This is a genomic window from Chryseobacterium sp. GQ58 (genome assembly GCF_059758895.1).
Genome location: NZ_JCAXEH010000002.1, coordinates 79081 through 95148, shown reverse-complemented (window position 1 = coordinate 95148; position 16068 = coordinate 79081). Strand labels below are relative to the sequence as shown.

Genomic DNA, 16068 nt, shown 5'->3' with positions numbered 1-16068 from the left:
AAGTTAAAGCAGATATTTCAGTTTCTTATTTAGATATATCAAAACAATACTTACGGGAATTAAAATCATCAAAAATATTAAAACTTTATATGACTGAATTTCTTTATAAAAATCAGATTTCATAATCAGCGGATGCACTACATAAATTGCTGTAGACAAACTTGCAAGCAGTTTCGAAGTGGTTTTGATATAAATTTTCTGACAGTACAAAAACAGGATTGGACTCGCGAAAAACAGTGAAAACAAAATATCTGTACTTTCTGCACTGATATATTTATAATTGAAAAAAGCTTCGGCAATAACACATAAAACCGATAAAATAACCAGCAAATACGAGTGTTTGTATGTTGAAATATCAACTTGATGTTTGTTAATCAAAAAGCCAATCGTTAAAAACGGAAAACATACAAAAAGAAAATTTCGGTAAAGCAGATAATCATTCAAAAATGAATTTGATTCAGCATTTAAATAATGTAAATTTCCTAAAACCTGAATGATATAACCGGGAAAGAATAAAAAAATCGCCAAAGTAATCAGTATTCGTGAGTTTCGGTTCCTAAGAAAATAGAGAATCAATCCCGAAAAAAAAGTTCCTATCAAATACCATAAATGATGATATCCAAAAACAATCGTCAGCCAGATGTTTTCGGCATCCTTCCAATGAGAAATGTAAATAAGCATCCAGATTGCATAAAGCAGAAACGTTCTGAAAAGCCATTTCTTAAGCTTCTTTGTTGTATCGATATGGAAGAAATAAAATCCGGTGATGACTAAAAAAACTGGCACAGCAATTCTAAAAAGTCCGTTTACAAGCAAAAAACTCGCAAGCGGAAAAGTTTCTTTTAGGAAATTCATATGAAGAAACACGACAAAAAATGCGAGTATGATTTTCAGAATATCAATCGATAAGTTTCTACCCATAATTTATAAAAATGAAGACACCTTTTATAGTCACTTGAGGCTTTCTTTTTTTAAAAAAGTAAATGAAAATTGATATTAAAAAATCCTGCTACAAAACTTGAGGCAGGAGTTCTTTATCAATAAATTGATTGTTACTTTTTAACCAATGATAAAGCTTTTTTTGCGCCGGTAAAAAGAGCTACAGCAACCAAACCAGCAATAAGCCCCAATGCAAATTCTTTAATAATAGAAGGCCACGACGGAACCAAATGATGGAAGTAATCAATATTGTGAGAAAATATGCCTCCGGAAACTAAAATCAATGCAATTGTTCCAATTACAGCCAAGCCCTTGATTACAAGAGGAAGTGCTTTTACAAGCATATGTCCCAATTTTGCTACAAAACCTTTATCGTTACTTCTTTTTATCAATTTAAAACCGGCATCATCCATTCTGACAATCAGGGCTACAATTCCGTAAACGCCCACAGTGGCAATAATTGATACCATTGAAACTGTAGCAATCTCAACTAATAAAGGATCAAACTGTGATTTTAATGCTTCATATCCATCCTTTGCTGCGGCCAAAGCAATAATAACAATTTCAAGAGATAAAATAAAATCTGTTGTAATTGCAGATTTTACCTTTACCTTCTCCATTTCCTCACCATCTTCCAGGATTTCTTTCGACTCTTCGATGACCTCGTGACCTTTTTTTTCTCTGTGGAATAAAAATTCTATAATTTTTTCTACTCCTTCGTAGGCAAGATAAAATCCGCCCAGTATTAAAATAATTTTAATTGCCGGAGAATAGAGCCATTCTAGAAGAAAAACTACAGGAACAATGATCAACTTATTGATGAATGAGCCTTTCATAATTTTCATCAATACAGGAACTTCCCTGCTGGAGAGGAAACCGGTTGCTTTCTCAGCGTTTACAGCGAGATCGTCGCCCAGAATACCTGCTGTTTTCTGAGTTGCAATTTTACTTGTGACCGCAACATCATCCATCAAAGCAGCGATATCATCCAAAATTGCAAAAAAACCTGAAGCCATATTTTTTAATTTTAAAGTGTAAAAATAATATTTTAATTCGGTTTTAAAAATTGTTTTTTATAAAGATAATCTGAAGAGTGATTAATAAAAATTTCTTTTAAATTCTTGAATTATTTTAATATTAAAATATCAGTTACTTTGTTAAGCAAAACAAGAAGACCTGAATTTCTCCAGGCCTTCGATATAGAAATGAATGATTGGTTATTCTCTATTTTTGACCATTATCCAGCCGGTATATTTGGTATGGGTATTGTTTTTGTCGTTTTCATTCCAAGAAATCACATACCAGTAAGTCCCCGTCGGCATTTTTCTACCGGAAGAAGTACCGTCCCATTTGTAATTCCTGAATTTATCAGCTTCATATATTTTGTTACCATATCTGTTATAGACCGTAAAAGCCAGATTCTTTTTATAAGCCAATGCAGAATAGTCGACTCCGTCATTAATACCATCTCCGTTTGGTGTAATAGAATTAATGATATTGGGAACAGTGATCGTAACTTCGATAGGCTCACAATCGTAAGCATCTTTTACATAAACATTGTGATCTCCCCTTGACAGGCCGGTGAAAACATTGGAATCCTGCCAGACTATTTTATCTAATGAATATTGATAAGAAGGCGTTCCTCCGTTGACATTAACTGTAATCGTATTGTTTGAAATATCTATATTGGTAATTACAGGCTGATCTGCTGCAAAAACCTTTACATTCTGAGTGACAGTACATTCTCCGGTTCTTAATCTTACCCAATACGTTCCTGCTGATACATCCTGAATGATTTGTGTTGTTTCTCCCGTACTCCATTCGTATTCGTCAAATCCGGGACCGGCATCCAAAGTAGTTCTGTCTTCTATACAAATAACTTTATCTTTCAAAATATTCGAATAGACAGGAGCAAGTACAATCAAATCAACCTTAGCTACCGAAAAGCAGCCTTCTGCATTGCTTACTTTTATATAAATCGTTCCGTTTGGACTTAGATAAGCATTCGGAGCCATGATTTCGTTGGTGCCATTTACTGCATCTGTAGATGATGGATAATATTGTCTTATCATGCCAGGCTGCGCCGTTACTGCGGCTTGGGTAAGATCAAACAAAGCTTTTGAAGGGTTAGATTCTAAAGAGCATCCTCTTAATATGGCATCATTTACAATAGGAATAGGTGATATTCTAACGACACCTATTTCACTTATAGCATTACATCGCGTATTCAATGAAGAGCCTTGTGGCCCTACCAAAAATCTAATCCAATATTCACCCGGAGGTTTGCCCGCTGAATTAAATATATAATCAGGATTAATTGTCGGTGTTCCTCGATCTACCCATGTTACTCCTAAATCTGTGCTTTCCTGCCATTGGTATTCAGCCGGATTATACGAGCTTCCTGTAAGAGTTGCCGTAAAGTTCAAAACAGTATTATTCCCAAAACACAAATTAGTATCAGCATTGGGTACCGGATCTATGGTTGCAGGAATACAGGGAGATATTGTGATGTCGTCTATTGCAAGGTCATTACCACAACCATTGCCTACAGAATTGTTTACAATTTGTAGATTGAGAGATGAGCTCGCAGCATTGTTGAAAATAATGAAATATTCAGTCCAACCAGTACCGATTGCTATATTTCCAGTTATGGTTTCCCCTAAAACGTTTCCCGTAACAGTGTCTACGGCACGAAGTGTAACATTTGGAGGCTGATATCCTCCTCCACAAGTGCCGGGACCATTTACATTAAGAATCCAAACAGACAAACGCAATGCAGTGTTGGGACAAAGGTTGTCCATTACATATTCAAAAAAAACAGTAGCAGCAGTTGAAGGAGCATTGATGAGCATCATGAGTCCGTTTGCATTTCCCGTATGATCCGGAACGTTTATCCAACCGAAACCGCCAGCAGTAGACGGGGTTTTAACCAAGCCTGAACGTCCATCACTCAAACCACCAGCTGCGGGAGGTCCGGCTGCCCCTACAAAAGTAGTGGATGTTGAAGCTCCGGGCGCGTAGGTAGCCAGTGGGCCATACCAGTTATCTGTTGCATTACCTTGCCCAAAATTTTGATTCAAAATAGGGGGACCCCATGTTCCGTTACAAACAGCAACAGGAGCTTGAGCATTTATTGATGAACAACAAAAAAAAGTGACTAAAAAAAATAAAAACCTACATTTTCTTTTATAAAGGAATTGTTTTATTTTCATATAAAAATATTTAATTTTTTAAGCTAATTGATTTATTCCAATCGTATCGCTGATAATCAGCTTTTTAAACTTGTAAAAGTTTTATATTATCTTAATTAAAAGCTTTGCACTCGTACTAAATCATTGCAGTTTAGCAGATTTCTTATCAGTTAATAAGTCCGAATACCAACATTTATTGAAAGGAAACTGAATACAATATTTTTCATATAGAATATTAAATATCATTAGTATTAATTGTATTAAAAGTAAAGGCTTCCGATAGCCTGTATCATCATTTTGTTTGTGCTTTTCTCAAAAAAGCTATGGAAGCCTTCACAAAAAAAAACCATATAAAACCTAAAACTAATTTTTACTTATCTTCACTGTTTTCTTGGTGCCGTCTTTCATAGCTAATGTTAAAATGTATAACCCGGATTGTAGTTCTTTCAAATCCAGATCGGATTCGGGATTGGCAACATACTTTATCAATCTTCCCGCAGAATCAGAAACTGAAATGCTTTTTATTTCAGATACATCAGAAATATTGATGATATCTTTCACCGGATTAGGATAAACTTTTATATTGTCTTTTGCACCTGCTGTGTCCGAAACTGATAAATTAGCAGGCGTCAAACCCAAAAAGGTAATTCTGGATTTGGTCGCTGTTCTATTGTTCGCCGTAGTTGGCGAAGCAGGATTAGGATTTACTGTTGCTACAATATAAATCGAACTGTTTGCTACACCCGTAAACTTGTAAAATGATCCTACGTCACTATTGGTACCAGACGAGTTTTCATCAACAGCGATTACAAGATTATCCGTATTATTATATAAAAAAGGAGCAGTAAAATTTATAGTAACTTCTCCGTTATTGTTTACCGCCGCTCCGTTAAAAACTTGAGTCATAGAAGCCAATGGTATCCAATCTGTATTTGAAGAAAATATTGTTTTAGAAGTGTGGCCTATATACACTTTCCATGCCGCTGAATTGGAAATAGAATCATCTGGTTTTAAATAAAATTTAATACCTGTAATGTTGCCTGCTGTAGCCGCATTAATTTCATTTTTAGAAAAAATCTGTTGTGAATAAGTATATTCCCAATACGTTGCCACCGGCATCAAGCCCAGTGTTGTTCCTGTTCCGAGAGAAATCTGTGCGTGGGCATAAAGCCCAACGGTTATCATAAGTATTGAAAGTAATTTTTTCATAATAAATTATTAGGTGAAGAGTGATGTTTGAAAATAAAGGCTTCCGATAGCTTATATCATTATATTGTATTAAAAGAACAAGCAAAGGAAGCCTTACCACACAAAAAAAATTAGATTATCTTTTAGTTATTTTAATATTTTGCCAAGATCCGTCTTTCATTTCCAACGTTAAAATATACATTCCTGATTGTAATTCTTTTAAATTAAGCTCTAATTCAGGCTTTGCCACAGATCTTACCAATCTACCTGCTGCATCAGAAACCGACATACTTTTTACCTCAGATACATCAGAAATATTTAAAATATCTTTTACCGGATTAGGATATACTTTTACATTATTTTCAGAATATGTCGTATCTGAAACCGACAAATTAGCCGGCGTTAAACCCAAAAATGTAATTCGGGATTTTGCATTGCTCCTAAAGACCGAAAAAGACGAATTTTGAACTACAGTTGAGTTAACATTATAAGGTGTACTACCGGTGCTATAGACATACATAGTACTACTTGTAATTCCTGAATACTGATAAAATCTATCACTAAAAGGATTAGAACCTGATTTAGTTTCGTTTACGGCTATTACAATATTACTTGTATTATCATAATTAAAAGGAGTTGAGAAAACCACCGTAACTTCACCATTGTCATTAACCACATCACCATCGAAAACCATAGTCATATCTGTAACAGGTATATAAGTGTAGTCTGATCCATATAAAGACTTATTGGTGTGACCAATATATACAGTCCAACTCGATGAGTTTGAAATTACAGCATTTGTCGGAAGATAAAATTTAAGTCCTGTGATATCACCCGCATTAGCTGCATTGATCTCATTTTTGGTGAAGATTTGCTGCGAATAGGAATGTTTGTGACCTACAGATATGGGAACCGAACCTTGTACAGTTCCTGTACCTAGTGAGATCTGTGCATTTACATTAAGGCCGAAGGCCACTGAAAGTAATAGTAAAAATTTGATCATAAAGAAGTATTTAAGGTTTATATTATTTAAAAAGTATTGTTTAAAAGTAAAGGCTTCCAATAACTTATATCTTGGTATTGTGTTTTTTTATCAGTTATGAAAGCCTTTACAAAAGAAACCATGAAAAAAAATTGAAGTTATTTTTTAATTGTTTTAACAATCTGTTTAGAACCATCTTTCATTTCTAGTGTTACCATATACACCCCTGATTTTAGTTCGCTTAAATCAAGTGCAGAATCCGGATTTTCAATGGTTTTAACCAATCTTCCTGAAGCGTCGGAAACTGTGGCCGAACTTATTTCGGATGCATCTGATATATTCAGAATATCTTTAAAAGGATTTGGATGTACTTTGACGTTATTTTTATGATGTTCTGTATCTGAAACTGCTAAATTGGCAGGTGTTAGACCCAAAATTGTAATTCTAGATTTAGTAGACGTTGTACTAGTGCCATCATTAAAATTTACTGGGTTGATATTTGTATTACTCCAATGAAAAACAGTATTATTTGCTCCACCTCCATATCCATAAAAAGGCGGAAAAGTTCCATTTTCACCTGGTGAATTTTCATCAACAGCAATTACAAGGTTATTAATATTATCGTATAAAAAAGGAGTTGTAAAAGTTACGGTAATCTCCCCATTACTATTATTTACCACAGTTCCGTCAAAAACTTCCGTCATGGCAGTTACAGGAATCCAATCTCTTCTGGAAGTGAAGTTAGTTTTATCGGTATGTCCTAGATACACTTTCCATGTTCCTGAATTGGAAATAGATTCGTTTGGCTTTCCATGAAATACAATCCCGGTAATAGTGCCTGCATTACTGGCATTAATTTCATTTTTAAAATAAATTTGTTGGCAATAACTATAGTTCCATGCAGTATGTACCGGATATGCACTTATTGTAGTTCCCGTTCCTAGAGAAATTTGTGCAGAAGCCGTCTGGAATGCAATGATTCCCATAGCTGCAAGCAATATTTTTTTCACGTTAAAAGCTGAGCTGATATTTTTAATACTTTTCATTTTTTTAATTTTTGATTAATTATTATTGTTTCATCATTTTTATGTTCTGTATATTTTTATCCACTTGAAATCTGATTACATATATTCCTTTTGGGTAATCACTAAAATCAATCTTTCCTGATTATTTACTGTGGAGAATACAGCCATTGGGAAGAATTATTCAAAACCGTATTTCCGGAAGTCTGCTATAATATTCTGCCGTATTTTGTGAAAGCCACCAAAAATAGACTGATGAAAAAGTGAATCTCTTATTAATTTTCCTCTGTCTGCAGTAATATTGACAGGAAATGATGCACCCGCAGATTCCGAAGTGCCCGGTTGTAGAACTACATAATCGTAAACTTTTGATCTTATTACCTGATAAACCGACGGATCGTTGATGTGGTATACAAAGCCGGCGCCACCAACTGTATATGAAGTGACATCAACTGCCTTGCCTTTAGATTCGGCGATTTCTTGAATAAAATAGGCATATCATTGTAAAAGGTCATGCTATTTCCTATAAATAATACCTTATTTGTCTGTGCATACAGATTGAATTGAAAAAGGATCACTATTAAAATAAAAAATTGTTTCATAGCTTATTTATAAGAAATAGACGAAATTTTGAGTTTCAGATTATTCTTTAATTATTTTTTCAACATACAGTTTACCGTCATTGGCTTTCACCTTTAGGATATAATTACCTTTTGGATAAGCTGACATATTCACTTCGTTCACATTTTTATTGTTTTGAATTGAAGTAATGGTTCTACCCGTCATATCAAAAATTTCGATAGCTTCAGATTTTAAGTTATTATTAAATCTGAATTTCAAAACATCTTTTACAGGATTTGGAAAAATTTGAATGTCCGGTGAATTAATTACTTCGGTTATTCCTAAAGCACTAGCCTGGCCAGTAATAGTCATTACCCACATTGACTTTGGAACACCAGCTATTGGACCGGTTCCGGTTTCCGTAGGTGAAATAAGGCCACACACCGGAGCAACAATATAAGATGGGTCTGTTTGTCCTGCTGTATTATTTCCCATAGAAAAAAACTGCCTAGGTGTGTCATCTTCCCCATTATGATTGATTTCAGTGATGAAAGTACCACCAGCCGGAATCACCACTGATAAGTTTGTACCTGTATTTACCATACCTAAATTATTTGCAGGTGAAACCACCACATCTGCAGATCCGAGAAGCGTAAGTGATGCTCCCGGAAATGTTGCGTTTGGAAATGCACCAATTAAATTATATAGATTTACAGTCACAGGAAAACTACCATTTACATTGTCTACACCAAAAGCTACATTGGTAATGGTAAAATCGGAAGTAATACCAAAATCCTGCAATCTAAATGACCTGATATACGAAGATTCTGTTGTAAAATTCCCTACCCTACATCCTACTGAATTTCCATTTTCAACAGTATTAGGCACTTGGTTTTGTGTAATAACTTGTGAATATGATTTTCCAGGTAATGTTATTATCATTAAAATCGTAAAAAATTGTTTCATATAATAATTTTTGTTTGTACTTATATTCAATTATTCTTTAATTATTTTTTCAACATACAGTTTACCGTCATTAGCTTTCACTTTCAGGATATAATTACCTTTTGGATAAGCAGACATGTTTACTTCGTTTATATTTTTATTGTTTTGAATTGAAGTGATGGTTCGGCCTGTCATATCAAAAATTTCGATGGCTTCAGATTTTAAGTTATTATTAAACTTGAATTTCAAAACATCTTTTACAGGATTTGGAAAAATTTGAATATCTGGTGAATTAATTACTTCAGTTACTCCCAATACGTTTGACTGTCCCGTGATTGTCATTACCCATCTTGCCTGCGGAAAATTAGCCAAAGGGCCGGTTCCTGTTTCAGTAGGAGCGTTAATCCCGCAAAAAGGTGCAACCAAATATGATGGTCTACTTTGCCCGCCTCCATGGCTTCCCATAAAAAAGGCTTGACGAGGTGTAGTAGCAAAACCATTGTGAGATACTTCAACAACAAAAGCTCCACCAGCCGGAATTGTTCCACCTACATTTGTTCCCGTATTCACCATCCCCAAGTTATTTGCAGGTGAAACATTTACATTTGCAAGATCAAGTTGCGTTAGCTGTCCCCCGGGGAATGGCCCATTAAGCCTAGATAGCCTTACAGAAACAGGAAAATTGCCACTTGCGCGCTCAACACCAAAAGCTATATTGGTAATCGTAAAATCGGAGGTAATCCCAAATTCCTGCAATCTGAATGCTCTGATATAAGTGTTTGCTCTTGTAACCGAGGGATCATTTGTAGAAATTAAACATGCCATTGACGTTCCGCCTTGAACAGTATTACGCACTTGGTTTTGCGAAATAACCTGTGAATAAGAGTTTCCGGCAAATACTGCGATCATTAAAGTCGTAAAAATTTGTTTCATAATATTGATATTTAAAAATTATTTATTGCTCTTTGATAAATTTTTTCTGAATAGATTGCCCGTTATCATCAATTTCGATTATATAAACACCGTTTAGCAACTTGCTTACGTCAATCTTATTGTTTAAAATGACACCCTCTAAAATCAGCTGCGCTGCTGAATTGTAAATTTTGCAATCAGCTTTTGCACTAATATTTTTTACATTCAGAGTGCTGCTTACCGGATTGGGATAAATTAAAATATCATCCTGATTAAGATTATTAGGTACAGGCTTTTTAGAAATTCTGACGGTGTAATCTTCTACTTCTCCATTTGCGAAATTGGTGCAGTTTACAGGGATGCCATCTCTCTGCATTGCAACTCTCATTACAACATATTTTGCGTCAATCATACTTACAAATGCATCTGCCGGAACATTGAATCTTTTATTAACAGGAGTTGTGGTATTCGGAGCCGAAGCAAGAATTCTTTCATTAATATCGAAAGTGCCATTTCTGTCGAAGTCTATCCAAACGGCAACACCTTCATTATTATTTGCCGACTTTTCAATAGAAATTTCATTCCCTGTTGAGCCTTGTATTAATTCTATAAATGTGTCTTCGTTAGCCGTATAATCTGTATACATTGATGCTTGAGAATCATTCTCCATTTCAGGTTTACCATTTGGTTTCACGGTTACTTTGGAAATAAATTCTCCATTGGCATTGGCTGAAGCCATTTGGCAGTAAACCACGGTAGGCGTGGTGAAGAGATATAATGGTGTAAAATCACCGGTAACGCCATTACAAATATTTGCAACTTGCATTTCATATTGTGTAAGCTCGGCTAAACCTGTTATTGTAAACGTATTAATTGAAAGTGGGACATTGATCCAACTTGGAAGGCCTGCTTTTCTATATCTCAACAAATAGGTTGCAGCAGGATAAGGATCCCAAACAACTTCTGCAGTTGTAGGAGCAAGCTGAGTAATAGTGAGCCCTGTAGGGAACATCTCACAAGTTCTTTCAGTAGTAAATACACTTGTATTTGACCATGGTTTAAGATCGGTTTCGCCATCACAAATATTAGCAATCTGAACTTCATAAGTCACAGCAGGATCAAGACCAGTAATTGTATATGTATTTGCAGGTGCGGCAGGTAAATTTATATTCGGGCTCCATCCCGCAGGACCTGTACCCGTGATTCTATATCTCAAAACGTGTGAAGCAGAAGCAAGCGGAGACCATGTAACCAATGCAGAATTTGTAGTGATATTATTGATTGTGAAATTGGTCGGAGCAGGATCACATTTTGTAGTAAACTCAGAATGTGAATAAGTACCTATTACATTATTATTACAAACTGCTCCAACTTCTACTTCATATAAAGAAGCGGGCAATAAATTTGTTAAATTAAAATTGTTATTTGTTGCCGGATTAGCTGCCAAAACATTTGCTACAGTCCATGCAGCATTAGTTCCAGCAAGTCTGTATCTTACAGAATATCTTGCCCCTCCTCTATCCTGAGGCCAGGTAACTGATGCAGAATTATGCGTAATAGCTCCTATTGCGACAATGGGAATAGCATTACTACAAACAGCCAGACTGATATTGTCGATAGCTGCTGGTGATTGATTGCCTGCATTATTATTATTTCTCCATTGGAATACCAAACGCATTGTATTCCCTGCAAAATTGTTTACGTTTAAATTAGTATTAAAATAATTCTGCCAAGCATTTTGTTGACCAAAATCACCTCCAACCTGAATTCTTCCCGCGCCAGCCGTAATCTGAGTTCCTTCAGCAGGATTAAAATTAGCAGGAACAAGCCAGACTCTTAAATAATCACTATTTGCTTCACCGTTTGATTTCCAGTTAAAAGATAAAGTAGCAAGAGTACTTCCTGCGGGTATAAGAAAATCTTTATAAGCGTGGACAGTACTTGTGGATGTTCTGGTGTAACTATTATTTGCTCCGTTGTTATTAGATATGTAGATTGATCTTCCGGTATTTCCTGTAGCATTGCCATGTACCCACTTATTGGTTCGGTTTCCGTTAACGAATCTAAAATCATTAGTTGTAAAATCCTGATCGTATGGTAATATTGCCGGTGCTTGACTGTAAAACATTGGTACAAATCCCATAGTAGTCAAACATAAAAGGAATATTAAAAAAGTAAAGTTCCGTTTCATAGATTGTTGTTTCTTATTTATAATATTTTAAGTAATAAAATTTAAGCTATCAACCGGAAACAAAAATATTTTTAAATCAATATGTTTAAATAAAAAAAAACATTAAATAACATTAACAAAATCTTTTTTTCAACAAAAAAACATTAACAGCAAAATCATAACAAACTGAAAACAAGATACATAAAATATAACTCTAATTAAATTATTGATCATATCCATTAAAGTATATAAACTCTAATAACTTTAAATAATAAATTATTTTTATCAATTCGACAATGCCTTGTTTTACAATGTTATTAATATTATATCTATAAAAAATTTAAGTGTAAAAAGAACTAGATAAAAAAATCTGTAAATAATCAGAAGAGCCAAAAAAAAACTGTTCAGAGTTATGAACAGCTTTTATAAGAAGAAAATTAAGGAAATAAGTAAGTATCAGGCGTTGTTTAAAAATAAACTCAGATTTTCATCTTTGCTCAGCCCTATTTTAGCTTTTATTCTTGTTTTGTAGACCCTGATGCTTCCTACAGTGAAGTTTTCCAGCAATGAAATTTCTTTTGCAGACAAATTGAGTTTAAAATAAACACAAAGCTTTAATTCCTGATCTGTCAAAGTAGGAAAACTTGAAGACAGCCTTTCCATAAGCATTTGATTTTCCATTGAGCTTTGATTGATAAGATCATTATTTTTTTTGTCAATCGAAAGCAAGTTGTTTATTTTGAATTGAAGATCTTTTAAAACATCTTCGATATTGATATTTTTAGTTTTCTTTATTTTTTTAAGATTTTCAAGAAATGCCCTTTCAGTTTCTGTTTTCAAATTCAGATTCAGATGGAGGTTTCTTATTTTCTCTTTTTGTAACTGTAGATCTTGCTCCAGTACCAATTTTTGGCTTGTAGATATTTCTTTCTCAATTAGAATCATCTGTTCCTTCTTTTTCTTCAGTTTTACCAAATATATTGTGGTAAGTAAGAAAATTGACAGTAAAAGAAGTATCAAAACGCTAAGTAATATACTTTTTCTTTTTTGAAATTCATATTCCCGATCGACGCTTTTTACAATAAAACTATCGATAATATCAGATTTAAGATCAGATTTACTTTTACCTATCTTTTTATAGGCATCATACAAATCAACAATTTTTTTTGAAGTAATTTTTAAATTCTGAATGTCATTTGTATCGCTGTAATACTCCAAAGCAATTTCATTAAGTCTGATTTTTGGTATAATTCTTTTTAATTTTGGTTCAATATCTCCCAAAAGTTGGATGACTTCTTTTCTTTTAGAGGCTTTCGAAGGATTATTTTTATAAATATTAGATAATCTTTTCACACTTTCAATAGCCATAGGAGGAATATTGCTATTGAGTGAAAAGTTTAAAACTTCTGTTAATAATTTCTCTGCATTGCTATAATCTTTCTTTTCAATAAAATAGTCGGCAAGTATTTTCTTCATATAATTTAAAAAGAAACGCTCATATTCATTTAATTCTTTTTTTTGCTTCAGTATATTTATTGCGGTAATCGTTTTATTAATGGCCAAATCTGTTTTTTCCATCTTACTGTAGCACATACCCAAATTATTGTGCATTGAGGCAATATAAAGCACTTCTTTATTTTGTGTATGAAGATCCAAAGCTTTGTTGAAATAAAGAATCGCATCTTGATATTTTTCGTCATCATAAAATATTCTTCCTTTAAAATGCAAAAGGTGCGGCAAAAAATATTTATTTTTTGTCTTTTCACTTATCGCCAAGGCTTGATTGATGTATTTGAGAGCAATTGCAGGTGAGCTTCTTTCGAAATAGCCGGCTAGGCTATTGTTGCAAATGATAGAAATATATTCATACTTATTATTGTTCAGCTGCATCATCTTATACAGCATTACAATTCTTTTTTCTTCATTATTTACAAGTGCCAGTTCGATTTGCTTGCTGCTTAAAAGATAAATTTCATTATTGGTGTTATTATATTTTTTGATTTCTCGCGCAAAAAGCCTCTTAAGCTCTTTCGGATTTTCTCTTACACTTTTTGTAAGCTCTCTATCGATAGCATAAAAATACTCGTTTCCTTTATCTTTAGATCCGCAAGAGCTTAATAAAATACTACAAGAAAAAAGAAGAAATAATACTCTTATCATTGTGAAATTGGTATTGTGACAGCAATTTTACAAATAATAATTTAGTAATTCAGTATTATAAATCACAATTCATCATCAGCATTAATTTAACATAAAAACTTATTTATCTTATTAATATTCAAAATAATACATAATTTTAATTAATACTTTTTAATACAATTAGAAAATTTTATTAATGATAATTAACACCCTTTTTTTAGAGAAAACAAGATTATTTTGTTAATGATTTCATAAATTATAAAATAATATGTATTAATGCTTTATAAAAATCAGCTTTTTTCTCCATAACTTTGGATTTATGAAAAAGCTCGTTTTCAGATATCATTTTTTTGTTTTGGGATGCGTGGGTTTTGTATTAAATTCTTGTAATTCTAAATTTCGGGTTTGGGTGGGAAAAGACAGTCAGAAAATCTATAATTTAAAATATGGCGAACATAAAAAACAGAAAATGGATGTTTTTCTGCCTTCAGATTATGCAACAGATTCTCCTGTAGTTTTGATTATTCACGGCGGAGCTTGGAAATATGGCCGAAAAGAACATATGATAAAGATCCAGAAAATGCTTTTTGAAAACAATATTCCAAGCATTAATATGAATTATCGCTTGGTTTCTAAACATCTTACTTATAAAGATCAGCTTCAGGACATTAATTCCGTTATCGAAAAATTTAATGCGCTTTCTGAAAAAGCAGAACTTTTGCCCAATAATTATATTCTTTTGGGCGAGAGCGCAGGCGGACATTTGGCATTGCTTTACGGCTACCAAAATCCTGACAAAATAAAAAAGATCATTTCGTTGAGCGGACCTACGGATTTTTATTCGCCTGAATACCTCAGTTCTTTTTATTCAAAATATACATCAGGAACGGTTCAGAAAATGGTGGGAAGTAAATTCGACAGAAAAAGTCTGTCCGAAGATTATCAAAAAGCCAGTCCTGTTGCCAATATCAGCAATGTTCCGACGCTTCTATTTCAGGGAAACCAAGATTTTTTGGTTAACAAAAGCCAGGGTTTGGCTTTAGATTCAGCACTTACCGCTCAGAATATTCCTCACAAATTGGTTTTTATGGAAAATACAGGTCATGCGCCAAGATTTTTCAGTAAAAAGAAAAGAGACAGCATTATTTATCCCAACATTTTGGAATGGATAAAAAAATAACCCGCTCAAATGCAGGTTATTATATCTATATTTTATTGATTATTTTTCTTTATCGATCAAATCATCTAAAGTTTCATCTTCTAATGTCGGATTTTCTTTTGGTGCTCCAAACATGAATTTAAGAATAACCGGCAACGTAGTTATCAATACAATAACAATAATGATATATTCCAGTTTTTTCTTCAAATCAATACCAAACTGATCCAAAAACAATTTATCAAGATAATGTCCTGCAAAAATCAATGTAAAAGACCAAAGAACTGCTCCGATAATATTGTCTCTTAAGAATTCTTTTTTATCCATCTTTACAATACCCGCAATGATCGGCGTGAAAGTCCTTACGACAGGTAAAAATCTCGCCATGATAACCGCTAAAGCACCATGTTTATCAAAGAAATCATGAGCCTGATACAGATATTTTTTCTTAAAAAGCATTGTATCTTTCTTCTTGTACAAAGCAGGGCCGGTTTTTACACCAAAATAATACCCAACTTCATTACCGATAATCGCTGCAATAGCAACGGCTGTAGCTAGAATTGTAGTATCCAGAAATTCACTTCCCGTAGAACCAAACGTTTCTCTGATGATATCTACCGCATAAATCCCGGAAACGAAAAGCAAAGAATCTCCCGGCAGGAAAAAACCTATAAATAAACCTGTTTCGGCAAAAATAATGAACAAAATAAGCCAAAACCCACCCATTTTGATATAAAACTCAGGGTTTAATAAATCTCTCCAGCTATTGAAATCTTCCATATGTAATGATGAATAACAAAAATAAGCTTAATAAAATTCAGACGAAAGCATATTAGCATATTTTAACAAAAATTCACGGTAAT

At 33.6% G+C, this 16068-nt stretch carries 12 protein-coding genes; 1 reads left to right on the top strand and 11 read right to left on the bottom strand.

The features are described 5' to 3' along the window. Positions 1 to 3: 3 nt before the first annotated feature. From AC6CHK_RS04715 to AC6CHK_RS04670, 10 genes are all read right to left on the bottom strand, one after another. Complete coding sequence (locus AC6CHK_RS04715; RefSeq protein ID WP_498094047.1) at positions 4 to 921, bottom strand: acyltransferase family protein; 918 nt, start codon at positions 919 to 921, stop codon at positions 4 to 6. 131 nt (positions 922 to 1052) lie between these two features. Beyond that, positions 1053 to 1955, bottom strand: coding sequence for a DUF808 family protein (locus AC6CHK_RS04710; protein WP_498094045.1), 903 nt, complete (start codon positions 1953 to 1955; stop codon positions 1053 to 1055). Positions 1956 to 2156: 201 nt separating this feature from the next. Next, the gene (locus tag AC6CHK_RS04705) at positions 2157 to 4151 is read right to left on the bottom strand and encodes a T9SS type B sorting domain-containing protein (protein ID WP_498094043.1); all 1995 of its coding nucleotides are present in this window, start codon (positions 4149 to 4151) and stop codon (positions 2157 to 2159) included. Positions 4152 to 4493: 342 nt separating this feature from the next. Continuing rightward, complete coding sequence (locus AC6CHK_RS04700) at positions 4494 to 5339, bottom strand: T9SS type A sorting domain-containing protein (RefSeq protein ID WP_498094041.1); 846 nt, start codon at positions 5337 to 5339, stop codon at positions 4494 to 4496. Positions 5340 to 5454: 115 nt separating this feature from the next. Continuing rightward, a complete protein-coding gene (locus AC6CHK_RS04695) occupies positions 5455 to 6321 on the bottom strand; it encodes a T9SS type A sorting domain-containing protein (protein ID WP_498094039.1) in 867 nt (288 codons plus the stop codon). A gap of 137 nt (positions 6322 to 6458) precedes the next feature. Then, on the bottom strand, positions 6459 to 7346 hold the full coding sequence (locus tag AC6CHK_RS04690; protein ID WP_498094037.1) for a T9SS type A sorting domain-containing protein: 888 nt from the start codon (positions 7344 to 7346) through the stop codon (positions 6459 to 6461). Positions 7347 to 7964: 618 nt separating this feature from the next. After that, positions 7965 to 8849 carry a T9SS type A sorting domain-containing protein gene (locus AC6CHK_RS04685; protein WP_498094036.1) on the bottom strand — a complete coding sequence of 295 codons (885 nt, stop codon included), beginning with the start codon at positions 8847 to 8849 and terminating at the stop codon, positions 7965 to 7967. A gap of 30 nt (positions 8850 to 8879) precedes the next feature. Continuing rightward, entirely contained in the window at positions 8880 to 9761 is an 882-nt protein-coding gene (locus AC6CHK_RS04680; RefSeq protein WP_498094034.1) for a T9SS type A sorting domain-containing protein, read from the bottom strand. A 22-nt stretch (positions 9762 to 9783) separates the two neighbouring features. Next, positions 9784 to 11868, bottom strand: a complete 2085-nt coding sequence (locus tag AC6CHK_RS04675; protein ID WP_498094032.1) for a fibronectin type III domain-containing protein — start codon at positions 11866 to 11868, stop codon at positions 9784 to 9786. Positions 11869 to 12366: 498 nt separating this feature from the next. Continuing rightward, positions 12367 to 14070 (bottom strand): tetratricopeptide repeat protein, encoded by a 1704-nt coding sequence (locus tag AC6CHK_RS04670; RefSeq protein WP_498094030.1) that lies wholly within the window; start codon positions 14068 to 14070, stop codon positions 12367 to 12369. A gap of 298 nt (positions 14071 to 14368) precedes the next feature. Here AC6CHK_RS04670 and AC6CHK_RS04665 point away from each other — a divergent pair, with 298 nt between their 5' ends. Then, a complete protein-coding gene (locus tag AC6CHK_RS04665; RefSeq protein WP_498094028.1) occupies positions 14369 to 15229 on the top strand; it encodes an alpha/beta hydrolase in 861 nt (286 codons plus the stop codon). 39 nt (positions 15230 to 15268) lie between these two features. On the opposite strand, the gene AC6CHK_RS04660 is transcribed toward AC6CHK_RS04665, so the two are convergent. Next, positions 15269 to 15985, bottom strand: coding sequence for a DedA family protein (locus AC6CHK_RS04660; protein WP_498094026.1), 717 nt, complete (start codon positions 15983 to 15985; stop codon positions 15269 to 15271). Between the last annotated feature and the right edge of the window lie 83 nt (positions 15986 to 16068).

What these genes read in the sequence shown, in the direction of transcription:
- AC6CHK_RS04715 (WP_498094047.1), bottom strand. Translation starts at nt 921, where the DNA reads ATGGGTAGAAACTTATCGATTGATATTCTGAAAATCATACTCGCATTT.
- AC6CHK_RS04710 (WP_498094045.1), bottom strand. Translation starts at nt 1,955, where the DNA reads ATGGCTTCAGGTTTTTTTGCAATTTTGGATGATATCGCTGCTTTGATG.
- AC6CHK_RS04705 (WP_498094043.1), bottom strand. Translation starts at nt 4,151, where the DNA reads ATGAAAATAAAACAATTCCTTTATAAAAGAAAATGTAGGTTTTTATTT.
- AC6CHK_RS04700 (WP_498094041.1), bottom strand. Translation starts at nt 5,339, where the DNA reads ATGAAAAAATTACTTTCAATACTTATGATAACCGTTGGGCTTTATGCC.
- AC6CHK_RS04695 (WP_498094039.1), bottom strand. Translation starts at nt 6,321, where the DNA reads ATGATCAAATTTTTACTATTACTTTCAGTGGCCTTCGGCCTTAATGTA.
- AC6CHK_RS04690 (WP_498094037.1), bottom strand. Translation starts at nt 7,346, where the DNA reads ATGAAAAGTATTAAAAATATCAGCTCAGCTTTTAACGTGAAAAAAATA.
- AC6CHK_RS04685 (WP_498094036.1), bottom strand. Translation starts at nt 8,849, where the DNA reads ATGAAACAATTTTTTACGATTTTAATGATAATAACATTACCTGGAAAA.
- AC6CHK_RS04680 (WP_498094034.1), bottom strand. Translation starts at nt 9,761, where the DNA reads ATGAAACAAATTTTTACGACTTTAATGATCGCAGTATTTGCCGGAAAC.
- AC6CHK_RS04675 (WP_498094032.1), bottom strand. Translation starts at nt 11,868, where the DNA reads ATGTTTTACAGTCAAGCACCGGCAATATTACCATACGATCAGGATTTT.
- AC6CHK_RS04670 (WP_498094030.1), bottom strand. Translation starts at nt 14,070, where the DNA reads ATGATAAGAGTATTATTTCTTCTTTTTTCTTGTAGTATTTTATTAAGC.
- AC6CHK_RS04665 (WP_498094028.1), top strand. Translation starts at nt 14,369, where the DNA reads ATGAAAAAGCTCGTTTTCAGATATCATTTTTTTGTTTTGGGATGCGTG.
- AC6CHK_RS04660 (WP_498094026.1), bottom strand. Translation starts at nt 15,985, where the DNA reads ATGGAAGATTTCAATAGCTGGAGAGATTTATTAAACCCTGAGTTTTAT.